8 protein-coding genes are annotated in these 13,057 nt (G+C 52.0%); 7 read left to right on the top strand and 1 reads right to left on the bottom strand.

Annotated elements, in window-relative coordinates; translation table 11 throughout:
- The first annotated feature begins 6 nt into the window (after positions 1 to 6).
- The 5 genes from A7K91_RS10285 (at position 7) to A7K91_RS10265 (ending at position 8,300) form a co-directional block, all read left to right on the top strand.
- Entirely contained in the window at positions 7 to 2,562 is a 2,556-nt protein-coding gene (locus tag A7K91_RS10285; RefSeq protein WP_068682319.1) for a DUF5696 domain-containing protein, read from the top strand.
- The gene (locus A7K91_RS10280) at positions 2,559 to 3,506 is read left to right on the top strand and encodes a carbohydrate ABC transporter permease (protein ID WP_082967359.1); all 948 of its coding nucleotides are present in this window, start codon (positions 2,559 to 2,561) and stop codon (positions 3,504 to 3,506) included. The genes A7K91_RS10285 and A7K91_RS10280 overlap by 4 nt, the downstream gene beginning before the upstream one ends.
- A 16-nt stretch (positions 3,507 to 3,522) precedes the next feature.
- Complete coding sequence (locus A7K91_RS10275; protein ID WP_068682315.1) at positions 3,523 to 4,467, top strand: carbohydrate ABC transporter permease; 945 nt, start codon at positions 3,523 to 3,525, stop codon at positions 4,465 to 4,467.
- Between the two features lie 88 nt (positions 4,468 to 4,555).
- On the top strand, positions 4,556 to 5,857 hold the full coding sequence (locus A7K91_RS10270) for a glycoside hydrolase family 10 protein (RefSeq protein WP_245697393.1): 1,302 nt from the start codon (positions 4,556 to 4,558) through the stop codon (positions 5,855 to 5,857).
- 145 nt (positions 5,858 to 6,002) lie between these two features.
- On the top strand, positions 6,003 to 8,300 hold the full coding sequence (locus A7K91_RS10265) for a glycoside hydrolase family 95 protein (RefSeq protein ID WP_068682314.1): 2,298 nt from the start codon (positions 6,003 to 6,005) through the stop codon (positions 8,298 to 8,300).
- 229 nt (positions 8,301 to 8,529) lie between these two features.
- Here A7K91_RS10265 and A7K91_RS10260 read toward each other — a convergent pair whose 3' ends face one another.
- Complete coding sequence (locus tag A7K91_RS10260) at positions 8,530 to 10,242, bottom strand: SGNH/GDSL hydrolase family protein (protein WP_245697391.1); 1,713 nt, start codon at positions 10,240 to 10,242, stop codon at positions 8,530 to 8,532.
- Positions 10,243 to 10,454: 212 nt separating this feature from the next.
- Between A7K91_RS10260 and A7K91_RS10255 the strand changes: the two genes are divergently transcribed.
- Both A7K91_RS10255 and A7K91_RS10250 read left to right on the top strand, forming a co-directional pair.
- Entirely contained in the window at positions 10,455 to 11,453 is a 999-nt protein-coding gene (locus tag A7K91_RS10255) for an endo-1,4-beta-xylanase (protein WP_068682312.1), read from the top strand.
- Between the two features lie 20 nt (positions 11,454 to 11,473).
- A complete protein-coding gene (locus A7K91_RS10250; RefSeq protein WP_068682310.1) occupies positions 11,474 to 12,991 on the top strand; it encodes a glycoside hydrolase family 43 protein in 1,518 nt (505 codons plus the stop codon).
- Positions 12,992 to 13,057: the final 66 nt, after the last annotated feature.

Raw genomic sequence — 13,057 nt, 5'->3', positions numbered from 1 at the left:
ATTGGAATGAACATGGCGTCCAGATTGGCGCTTCTAGCGGCATGCGTTCTGACGGCGCTGCTTATGGCCGGATGTTCGGACACAGAGCAAGCGCCGGAAGGCGAAACTGCTGCATATATCGCATCTTCTTTTGAAAAAGGAAGCCCGATTGCTGCAAAGTTTACAGACAATCGCGCAGAGGGCATGAAGGGCGTTGCGGAATCCGAAAAGCTGAAGCTGTTTGTTGATGACGTCAGCGGGGCGATTGCGGTGCTCGACAAAACAAGCGGAGAGCTATGGCGCAGCAGTCCGCAGGACCGGGAAAACGACACCGTGGCGGCCGGCATCAACAAGGATGTATTGTCCTCGCAGCTGAAGCTGGAGTTTTACAATTCGTTCGGACAGCTTAACTCAGTTAATTCGTATACGGACAGCGCGGCCTACGGACAGATTAGCACGGAGCTGATTCCGGACGGCGTACAGGTATCGTATATGTTTGGCACCAGCAAAAAAACGATGGACGATTTGCCCATGATGGTCCAGAAGGAGCGCTTCGAGGAGAAGCTGCTGAGCAAGCTGGACAACACGGGACAACGCGCCTTAAAAATTGTTTATGCCGAGGATAAGGAAAAAGGGGTTTATATCCGCAGCGACGGAGCGCTGAAAGGATTGCAGCTGGATCGCGCCCTCAAAGCATTTGAGGATGCGGGTTATACGGAGGAAGACCTGCTTTTTGATATCGAGGAAAACAATTTGAGCCAGGTAAAGCCTGAACCGCGTATTTTTCTGGCGTCCATTCAGTACACCCTCGACGGAAACGCTTTAGTGGCCCGGGTACCAAAGGACGGTATCGTTTATCCCGAGGAATATCCTATCGGCACCCTTTCGCTGCTTAGCTATTTCGGAGCGGGAGGAACGGATGAGAGCGGTTCCCTATTTGTACCCGACGGCTCGGGAGCGCTTATTCATTTCAACAATGGGAAAACAAGATATCCTGCGTATCAGCAGCCTGTTTACGGCACGGACCAAACGGTCAACCGGGTTGAAAATGTAGTGAATTCCGAAACGATCAGACTCCCTGTATTCGGTATCATCAAGGAAAAAGGGGCGATTTTCGGCATTGTTGAGGAAGGGGATGCCGCGGCGGTCATTAATGCCGATGTGAGCGGACGCCTTAACAGCTATAACTACGTACACCCCATTTTTACAGTGCTGAATAAAGGTGATTTAACCTTGTTTGCCAACGAGCAGCAGAGATCGCTGCCGCGTTTTCAGGAAAAGCCCACTCAGTCTGATTTTTCCGTCCGTTATGTGTTTCTGGATGGTTCGCAGGCCTCCTACCAGGGTATGGCCTCGTATTATCAGCAATATTTGCTGAAGGAGGGCGGTTTGCCCCAGGAGCTGTCTGCGGACTCCTCCGAAGCAATGCCTTTTTATCTGGAGCTGGTTGGAAGCATTGACAAGAAGAAGCATTTTGTAGGCGTGCCTTATAAGACGCTGGAGCCGCTTACCACCTTCGAGCAGGCTGAGGAGATTTTGACGGAGCTGCAGGAGCGCGGCGTAGCCGACATCCGCCTTCGCTATTCCGGCTGGTTTAACGGCGGACTTGGGCATACAGTGCCAAAGAGCATTTCAGTTGACAGTGCCATTGGCGGCAGCAAGGGTCTGCGCAATTTTATGGATTATGCCAACAATGAGGGGATCAAGGTATTTCCGGACGTAGCGGTTGTTAATGCCCAAACTACAAAGGGCTTTAATGAAACGCGTGAAGCCTCCAGAACGCTGCGGGATGTTGCGGCTGAGGTGTATCCCGTCAATCTGGCTATCAACCGGAGAGACCGGAATAAATTGCCGTCTTATGTTATTTCGCCAAGGCTGGTTCCGAATTATGTGGACAGCATGCTGAAGGACTTTACCAAATACGACACTGGAGGTATTGCGCTTCGCGATCTGGCCGACAAGCTGAACACCGACTTCCGCGCAGGCAAGGGAGTAGACCGGGTTGCATCCAAGATGTATTCGGTTGAATCGCTGCAAAAAATAGCGGGCGCGGAGCTGGCCATGATGGCGGAGGGAGGCAATGCTTACGCCCTGCCATACCTGACGGATATCGTCAATATGCCGATGGGCAACAGCGGATTCAAGATAGAGGATGAAGCCGTTCCTTTCTATCAAATGGTCGTACGCGGATATATGAACTACGCGGGCGCTCCCTATAATTTGTCTTCTTATACGGATGCAAAGCGTTATGTGCTGAAAAATCTGGAGTATGGCTCAGGCGTTTCCTTTAAATGGATTTATGCGCCAAACCACAGCATCAAGGATACGGAATACACCGATTTGTATGCCGTACAGTATGATCAATGGATCAACCAGGCGGCAGAGCTGCAGCAGGAGGTTAACGACTTCCTTCAGAAGGTTCGTCATGACCGGATCATTGACCATAAAAAGCTGGATGACGGCGTCTACCAAACGGTATATGAAAATGGATATGTTATCGTCAATTACAACCGTCATCCCGTGACGGTAAACGGTATAAGCATTGAAGCCGAAGGTTACGCGACAGGTGGTGTGCAATCATGAAGACGGCAAATGAACTTGACGTTGAAACGGTGGAGCCGGTGAAAAAAACCGGATCTAAAGGATTGTCCTACAAGGGGCAAAAAGCGGTTTGGGGCTTTATTTATGTGTTGCCCTGGCTGCTTGGATTTTTGTTTTTCTTTTTCATTCCGCTGTTCTTGTCCCTGCAATACAGCTTCAGCAAGGTAGAGTCGGGGCCGGGCGGCTTAAGCGTCAACTTTGTGGGTATGAAAAACTTTATGGATGCGCTGACGGTTAACACCAGCTTTAACCGGACCTTGACGGAATCGATTATCAACATGGTCGTAAACGTTCCGCTTATCGTTATATTCAGCCTTTTTCTTGCCGTATTGCTGAATCAGAAGTTTTTTGGCCGGGGCGTTGCCCGATCGATCTTTTTCCTGCCGGTCATTCTAGCGTCCGGCGTCATTATGACGTTGGAAAGCTCCTCTCTGGTCAATGCGATCAATGAGCAAAATGCGGGCTCCGGCGGTGTTCTGAACATGCTGGGCAGCTTTGAGCTGGCTCGTATGATGGAGCAGGCGGGCGTAAGCGAAACGATTGTTTCTTATTTGACCGGAGCGGTTGATCGAATCTATCAAATTGTCAGCCAATCCGGCGTGCAAATCCTTATTTTCCTTGCCGGTATTCAGACGATTTCGCCTACGCTCTACGAGGCGTCCAAGATGGAGGGAGCGACGGGGTACGAGGCCTTCTGGAAAATTACATTTCCGATGGTCAGCCCGCTTATCCTGGTCAATATGATTTATACCATTATCGATTCGTTTTCTCGCAATGACATGACCACGCTGATCCGGGAAACGGGCTTTGCCCAATTCAACTTTGGCCTCAGCTCGGCGATGGCATGGATCTATTTTATCTGTATCGCGATTATTCTGGTCATCAGCTCTTACTTAGTGTCCAAAAAAGTCTTTTACCACGATTAGAAAGAAGGAATGGAAGATGCTGCTGACTCGATTGAAGTCACTGGAGAACTGGAAGTCATGGCTCTGGTCCTTCGTCAGGCTGATGCTCATAATAGGATTATCCTTCGTCATTTTGTATCCCATCCTCCAGAAGATTTCGACGTCCATTAAAGACAAGGCAGACCTGTATTCTCCCATTGTCGTGTGGATTCCCAAAACGTTTACGCTGGAAAACTTCAAGGATGCCATTCGCATTATGGATTATTGGGAAACGCTGGGCAATACCTTTGCCTTGTCGTCTGTCACTACGCTGCTCACCGCCGCTTCCTGCGCGTTTGCGGGGTACGGCTTTGCCCGACTGAAATTCAAGGGCAGCAATCTGTTGTTTGCCGGCGTTATTTTGACCATTCTGGTGCCGCCAACGACCATTTTGATCCCGATTTATTTGAATTTGAAGGATTTTACGCTGCTGGGTCTAATTCCTCTATTAACGGGAAAATCGGTGAATTTGCTTAATTCCTATTGGCCGTTTATTTTGACGGCGCTGACGGCGAATTCATTGAAGGCGGGCCTGTATATCTTTATTTTCCGCCAGTTTTTCCGCGGGATTCCGAAGGAGGTCGAGGAGGCCGCCTATATCGACGGCGCATCCATCGGACAGACGTTTACTCGCATTATGCTGCCTAATGCCATGCCGGCGATTATGACGACCATGCTGTTTTCCTTCGTTTGGCAGTGGAACGACAGCTTCTATACGACGACGTACCTGACAACGAGCAAGGTTATGTCGACCCAGCTGACATCGCTGCCTTACAACCTGGCGATTCAACTAAACGGCGATATTAACAAGTCCGATCCGTTTTATATGAGCATGGTACAGGACACCGGTATTTTGCTGGCGATTCTCCCGCTTATCATCATTTATTTGTTCGTTCAGCGTTACTTTGTTGAAAGTATCGAACGGACGGGTATTGTAGGCTAACCTGGTTTAAAATATGCGGCGTCCGGCCGGCGAGTTTTTCCGCCCGCCGGACGTTGCTGCTATGAAAGCAAAAAAGGAGGCTGCAAGGTTGGAAAATCGAATAAAACAAAAGAAAATTGTAATCGCTATCATATCTGCTGCCGTTTTATTGGCATTAGTCATTATTCTGCTAGTCCGTCAGGGACAGGAAGCGGGAGAGGGGGTTGCGGAAACGACTGAAACGGCGATGTCAACGCCGGAAGCCAGTCCCTCGCCCGCAATGGATGATGAACAAGAGGCGGAGGAGACAAGCAGCACTGCTCCAGAGGAGACGCCAGCCCCTTCTGCGCCGCCTGCGGAGCCTTCCGTGCAGGAGGATATTCCTTCGCTGGCAGCCGCCTTTGCGGATTATTTTCCGATAGGAGCCGCGATAGAGCCGGCCCAAACGGGCGGCTTGAAGGCTGAGCTGCTGAAGAAACACGTCAACATGCTTGTTGCGGAAAATGTAATGAAGATGGACGCCATTCAGCCTAGCGAAGGTATCTTCAAATGGGATAATGCCGATCGCATTGTCAAATTTGCCAAGGAAAACGGCATGGCTCTCCGCTTCCATACGCTGGTCTGGCATAGCCAGGTTGGGCAGTGGTTTTTCAAGGATGCAGACGGGCAGCCGATGGTTGACGAAACGGACCCTGACAAAATGAAGCGCAATAAGGAGCTGCTGCTGGAGCGTCTGGACACTCATGTTCGAACCATTGTTGAGCGCTACAAGGACGATATTCGGGATTGGGATGTAGTGAATGAGGTGATCGAGCCGGGAGACCCGGACGGCATGAGGGCGAGCGAGTGGTACAAAATTACGGGTACGGACTTCATTGCCACCGCATTCAAGGCGGCGCGGGAAGCTGGAGGACCGGATGCCCGTCTCTATATCAACGATTACGGAACGGATAATCCCGGCAAGCGCGACCGGTTGTACGAGCTTGTAAAAGGGCTGCTGGATCAAGGCGTGCCTATCGACGGCGTAGGGCATCAGACCCATATCGATGTATACGGGCCAACGATAGCTTCCATTATTGACTCTATGAAAAAGTTTGCCGAGCTGGGTCTGGACAATCAGGTGACCGAGCTGGATATGAGTCTTTACAGATGGAATGATGAAAGTGATTACGGCGATCAAATCCCCGATCATGTGCTGAAGGCGCAAGCCGATCGTTACGGCCAGCTGTTTGATGCTCTAAAAGCCAATAAGGAAATCGTAAGCGCAGTTGTGCTATGGGGCATATCGGACGACCATACCTGGCTGAACGGTTTCCCGGTTACACGGACCAACGCGCCCCTGTTGTTTGACCGTCAATATCAGGCGAAAGAAGCGTTTTGGGCAGTCGTAGATCCGTCCAAACGCCAATAAGTCAACACTAAAGGCCTTCACCCGGACGATGGTCTGGAAGAAGGCCTTGTTGACCCTTCCAGGAAATGAAGGAAATGACCTGCTCTATATGGAAATAAACAATAAAGAATCCACAAAATACATGGCTTGCTTGAGGTGATGGGCATTGAGTGCTGTAGAGAAAGCAAGGCTTTGGTATGACCGGCCGGCGGCGAATTGGAACGAGGCTTTGCCGGTTGGCAACGGAAAGCTGGGGGGCATGGTGTTTGGCCGCTGCACGGAGGAGCGCATTGCGCTGAACGAGGACAGCGTATGGTATGGGGGGCCGCGCGACCGGAATAATCCGGACGCATTGTCCAATTTGGAGCAAATCCGCAGCTTGCTGCGTGAGGGAAAGCTGCGTGAAGCACAGGAGCTATCAGTTTTGGCTCTGGCGGGAGTGCCGGAATCTCAGCGGCATTACATGCCGCTTGGCGACCTATTGATTTATTTTCAATCGGGAGGAGAACCTGAATCCTACGTCAGGGAGCTGTGTCTTGATCAGGCGATAGCAAGCGTTACTTGCCGGATAGGCGGAGTGGAGTCCGCAAGGGAAACGTTTGCCAGTCATCCCGATCAGGTGCTGGTTACGCGGATCGCGAACAACAGTCCAGGCAGCTTGTCTTTTAAAGCGAGATTGGACCGAGGGAATAGCCGTTATGTGGATGCCTTTGTCAAGCTCGACGACAATACGGTGATGATGAAGGGGCGCTGCGGCGGGTCTGACGGAATGGACTTTGCTTGCGCGGTAAAGGTTATTGCCTATGGCGGACGGGTACGCGTGCTGGGGGAGCATGTGCTCGTGGAAGACGCGGATAGCGTTGTGTTGCTCGTTGCGGCTGCTACCACCTTTCGGCATGAGTTCCCCGAGTCTGTTATCGCCGACAGGCTTGAAGCCGCTTCCAGGCTGAACTATGAGACGTTAAAGGCTCGTCATATCGCCGATTACAGAAGCTTGTTCGGGCGTGTATCCTTTGAGTTGGATCATCCGCCTGGCGAAATGGCAGTGTTGCCGACCGACAAACGCCTGCAAAGGCTTAAGGATGGGCAAAAGGATAACGGTCTTGTTCCTCTTTATTTTCAATTCGGGCGTTATCTGCTCATAGCCAGCAGCCGTCCTGGCTCGCTTCCCGCTAATTTGCAGGGGATATGGAACGAGCATATGCTTCCGCCCTGGGACAGCAAATATACGATCAACATTAATGCCCAGATGAACTATTGGCCGGCCGAGGTCTGTAATCTTCCCGAGCTGCATGAACCGCTGTTTGATCTAATCGCGCGTATGCGGGAGCCGGGCGGAGTTACCGCCCGGAGCATGTATGGCTGCGGCGGCTTTGTCGCCCATCACAATACGGATATTTGGGGCGACACGGCGCCGCAGGACAAATACCCGCCGGCCACCTTCTGGCCTATGGGCGCGGCTTGGTTATGCCTGCATTTATGGGAGCATTACGAATACGGGCTAGATCGCGCCTTTTTGGAAACGGCGTATCCGCTCCTTCGGGACGCAGCGGCCTTTTTCGTCGATTTTCTGCAGGAAAACGGCGACGGGGTGATGGTCACCTCCCCATCCGTTTCACCGGAGAACACCTACATGCTGCCTAGCGGTGAATCAGGCACGTTATGTATTGCTCCATCTATGGACGCGCAAATATTAAACGAGCTGTTCAACGCGTGTCTGGAGGCTTCGGCTGTGCTTGGCTGTGACCCGGCGCTAAGACTCACATGGGCCAAGCTATTGGAAAAGCTGCCTAAGCCGCTAATTGGAAGGCACGGACAAATTCAGGAGTGGCTGGAGGATTACGAGGAGGCTGAGCCGGGCCATCGCCATATTTCTCATTTGTTCGCCCTTCATCCCGGCCGGCAAATTTCTGTCAGTCAAACGCCGGAGCTGGCAAAAGCGGCAAGAGTGACGCTTGAGCGGCGCCTTGCCAACGGCGGCGGCCATACGGGGTGGAGCCGCGCCTGGATTATTAATTTCTGGGCCAGGCTGGAGGACGGCGAGATGGCCTCCGCTCATATCCGGGAGCTGCTTGCGCATTCCACCTTGCCCAATCTGCTGGATAATCACCCGCCCTTTCAGATCGACGGCAATTTCGGCGGTACTGCGGGTATAGCTGAAATGCTGCTTCAAAGCCATTCGGGGTATATTCATTTGCTGCCTGCTTTGCCTAAGGACTGGAGAAGCGGAGCTATTAAGGGCTTGCGGGCAAGGGGCGGCTATGAAGTGGATATAAGCTGGAATGAGGGAAGGCTGCAAGAGGCCCGTTTACGACCTTCCCGCGACGGGATTTGCCGGGTTAGCGGGGCTTCCGCCTTGACCGTATTTGCAGGCGGCGCGCATCAAACGGATGTTCGCCAAGTTGCTGGGGCGATGGAATGGCTTGCGGAGCAAGGGATAGAGTACGTGCTGAAGCCAGTGTAGCCAGAAGCTGGTGATGGATGAAGATGCAGGGCTGCGCACAGAGGTAATGGCAAGTTGGCTGGATGTGTGTGACTGCGGATAGAGGGCATGGCAAATAGCTGAACGTTGTGGCTGCGGCGTAGCAGACAAGCCAAAACGCTGACCGTACAGGCTTCGACCTAGCAAGCAGACCGAGCCTGAATGGTCTTCAAAAAGCAAGCCGCAGCCTCTTCGTTCCTAAGCGTTCGTTTTATTCTACAACGCCAAAACCCAAAATAGTAAAGCATTTGTCGCTATGTCCGTCAGCCATTGCAATTTCTATCGTATGGAGCGACGACTCCGGCTCGCTGAACAGAATAGAAGCGTGACAATGCGTCCATTTAATGAGCTGCGGATCAGCTGTTTTCACAAGCTTGCCGTCTACCTTAATAGTGGCGGTCCCGAATGCACTGCTGCCGGAATCCTTGAAGATCAGAAGCAGCCTTTTGCAGCGGAGGGACATGGTGAAGGGCATGCCGCCGTTATCCGCTTTATGCATCCAATTGTATGGAAACAGCGGTGTAGCAATGGGGCTGTCGTCAAATTCGGCCATCTGAAGCTCCTTGTCTGTGTCCTGAAAGCTGCCTTCCGATATATGCGCCATTGCCGCCGCGTTGGAGCGATCCAGCAAAGCGACATTAAGAAATTCATTGCCAATAAGCGGCGCTTTGGACAAATCAATGTCCTCCGGGTCTGTGTCAGCCTCGCCTGCACTGGCAAATAGATGAGCAAGGCAATCCGCCATGATGACGTGACCAGCATTAGTTGGATGGTAGATATCGTCAAAAAACTGCCGCCGCGCTATAACTCCGCCATCTTCTCTGGTTAGGGGGAATTGAGGCGTAACGGCATCCTTGATGCTAACCATTGGCAAGCCGTAATGAGCGCCTACTGGCGCAAGCCGGTCCTGAAGATTCCAGTCGTTAACAAATACGCTGAACAGTAAAATGACAGCTGGAGACTTCTCGCCGGACAGCGCTTTCAAAACGAGGCTTTCATAACATTTGCCTTCCGTTTCATCATCTGCGTCGTTGACCGCAAATTCAATGATGACGATATCCGGCTGAACGGCTCCGTCTCTGAGCACATCGCGTTCATATCGGATCATGCCAAGCTCCGAAGGCGTTCCGCCAACGCCTGCTTTAATAAAGGAAATGGAGTCGCCGCCATCCTTGCCATACATGTCCTTAAACTTCAGATAGGACAAATAGGCATAGCAATTATGATGGATGGGCTTTGCGTTAGCGCCATGCGTAATACTGCCGCCTATATAAGCGATAACAACGGGTTCGCCGTTTCGGGCCTTTTGAATGGTTCGCTTCAGCCGGTAATTATTGCCGCTAGCTAGCAGAGAGCGAGCAATCATTTTGTCGTATAGAGGGCTTTGAAAGTCAACTGGAGAATCCGGAACCAAAGCGGGAAGCTGAAATCCTTCATGCGTATAAAAGATAACCGTTACCGTTCCTGCCGCTCCGGCACGGGGCAGGGTAAAGGAAAGCTGTCCCAGCGTCATGGAGCCATCCTTCATCCAGGGCAAAAGCTCCGTCTCCAGCCTTGTTTCGGTGCCATCGGTCCGGCAGGCAAAGGAAATCCGGTTTTGTTCAGTGATCGTCTCCGACCAGGCGCGTTTTTCCAGAACCGCCATATATTCAGATGCGCTGGCGTCTGGGGCATGGACAATGATTCCGATGCTGCGCACCAGCTTCATGATGCCGGAGCCGCTGTCAAGCAGCTCCACGATGCTGCTGTCCTGAAGGCCGCCAGTCCACCCGGCCCGTTCCTTCAAAACCGGCCCCTCTAGAGGAAAGGGCTGCGAGAAAAAGCCGTTATCGCGCGCCATGCCTTCCACTTCGGTAGCGAGATAAACGTAAAATCCGGACTCCGTGCCGGCTTCATTAAGTTCCTTGCTTGCGTTATTGTTCAAAATGGCTTGCCTCCTCTGGAATTGATTTGCATATTTTACTATAAACCATGGGGCAAGAAAACCTGTCAACGAGTGGTAGATGAAGGTAATGAAAAACCGGCTCCGGCATAGAGAATAAGCCAGCTTTCGGCAGGTTGCCGCTGCCCCGCTATGGCGCTAAACTGAGGGCAAAGCGGGTTGCAAAGCCACCCAAATAGAGGAGGACAACAGACATGTCTAATGAACGTTCCATACCCAGTCTGCATGAGGTATTTAAGGATCAATTCCGTATAGGAGCGGCTGTAAATCCCGGCATATTGGCGGGCGAACGGGATTTGCTGGTCAAGCACTTCAACAGCTTGACCGCAGAAAACGAAATGAAATTTGAAAGTCTCCATCCTGAGGAAAATCGTTATACGTTCCAGCATGGAGATCAATTGATTGCATTTGCCAAGGAGCATGGAATGGGAGTAAGGGGCCATACTCTGGTATGGCATAATCAAACGCCGGATTGGGTTTTCCGCAATGCTTCCGGCGGCGACGCGGATCGAGTAACGCTGCTTGCGAGAATGAAGGAGCATATCAATACCGTCGTTACCCGCTACAAGGGCGATATTTACGCATGGGATGTCGTAAACGAAGCGGTGTCCGACAGCGGTCCGGAGGTGCTCCGCTCTTCACGGTGGCTGGACATCGTAGGGGATGATTTTATCGCAAAAGCGTTTCAATACGCCCATGAAGCGGACCCTGATGCGTTGTTGTTCTATAACGATTATAACGAATCCGTTCCTGAAAAAAGAGAAAAAATCTATTCACTCGTCAAATCGCTGAAGGAGCAGGAGGTTCCGATCCACGGAGTTGGCCTGCAGGCGCACTGGAATCTGGAGCTTCCTTCCATTGACCATATTCGGCAGGCGATTGAAAGATACGCGAGCCTTGGCTTGCAGCTCCATATTACGGAGCTGGATGTATCCGTTTTCCTGCATGAAGACCGCCGGACGGATCTGACTGAGCCAACAAGCGAAATGATGGAAAAGCAAGCGGAGCGGTACGAGCAATTTTTCTCCCTGTTCCGTGAATATAGCGCCAACGTGACGTCCGTAACCTTCTGGGGGGCATGCGACCGCTATACATGGCTCGACGGCTTCCCGGTTCGCGGACGCAAAAACTGGCCGTTCCTGTTTGACGGACAAGGACAACCCAAGGAATCGTTCTGGAAAGTAATTAAATAATGATGCAGGAGGCCTGGACGGTGGCGAAAACAATAGTAACCAACCCTATTATGTGGAGCGACGTGCCGGATGTTGATCCCATCCGGGTTGGGGATACGTATTATATGGTCAGCACGAGCATGCATTCCATGCCGGGTTGTCCCATTATGAAGTCCAAGGATTTGATGAACTGGGAAATTGCGGGGTATCTCTATGAAACCTTTGAGGACAATGACGCGCATAACCTGAGCAACGGCCGGCACATTTACAGCAAGGGCTCATGGGCTGCCAGCCTGAAGCATCATAACGGCCGTTTCTACGTTTGCTTCTCCAGCAACGACACGCAATCCTTTTACGTGTACACAACGGACAATATCGAGCAAGGGCCGTGGACGCGCAGCGTCATTCCGGGGCTGCGCCATGATCCCGCGCTGCTGTTTGACGGGGACCGGACTTACGTTTTTTATGGCAACGGAGACATTTACATAACGGAGCTGACATCCGACGCTTCGGCTGTAAAGGACGGGGGCATCAACCAGCTGCTGTTTCAAACGGAGAGCGAAGGAATCGGCCTCCGATGCGAGGGCTGTCATGCCTATAGCATCAACGGTTATTATTATCTGTTTTTCATTGAATGGCCGCGTACCGGTCATGGACGGCGCAGACAAATTTGCTATCGCTCGCGGGAGCTGCTGGGACCTTACGAGCGCAAGATCGTTTTGGACGACGATTTGGGCTACCGGAATAAAGGGGTGGCTCAAGGCGGCATTTTCGATACGCCGCAAAATGAATGGTACGCCATGCTTTTTCAGGATCATGACGCCGTTGGGCGCATACCGTGTCTGGTGCCGGTAGCTTGGCAGGAGGATTGGCCGGTCTTCGGGATTGACGGCAAGGTGCCGGAGCGCTTTGAGGTTAATTTGCCTCCCGCCCCGACAGGGCCGCTTGTCATCAGCGACGAGTTCAACTATTCAATAAACCGCCTTGCCTTGAACTGGCAGTGGAACCATAATCCCGACAACCGTTTTTGGTCCGTTACCGAACGTCCCGGCTTTTTGAGACTGACTGCGGGAAGCCTGGCGAGCAGTGTGCTTCAAGCGCGCAATACGTTGACCCAGCGGACGGAAGGTCCGGCATGCGAAGCCGCCGTCCGGCTGGATACGGCACTTATGAAGCCTGGCGACCATGCAGGGCTTGTTGCGCTGCAAAGCGGCTTTGGCACAATAGGAGTTAAAAAGGGCGAAAACGGCGAAGCGGCAATAACCATGTGCGTAAATGGAGGAGAAGGGGATGAAAAGGAGCTTGCCTCCGTTCCTTTAGACGCAGCAGTCGTGGATTTAAGGATTCATTTTAACTTTAAGGATAGCGCGGATATCGCCACCTTTTGGTATTCGGTCGACGGCAGTGAATGGCAAGCTTTGGGCGAAAAGCTGGAGATGAGATATACGCTGGACCACTTTATGGGCTACCGGATCGGACTGTTCCAATATGCAACAGCGGCCACAGGCGGAAGCGCCGACTTTCACTATTTCCGTTATTCAAAGCTATTGGGGGAATAAAGAGGGGGATTGGGCACTCAGCCTAATACGTGTCTGAAAACCCGCTACGCCCTAGAAAGTCCGCGG

Origin of the sequence: Paenibacillus oryzae (assembly GCF_001675045.1) — a bacterium.
Lineage (GTDB): Bacteria > Bacillota > Bacilli > Paenibacillales > Paenibacillaceae > Pristimantibacillus > Pristimantibacillus oryzae.
The sequence above is the reverse complement of the archived record's forward strand: the minus strand, read 5'-3'. Positions and strand labels throughout refer to the sequence as shown.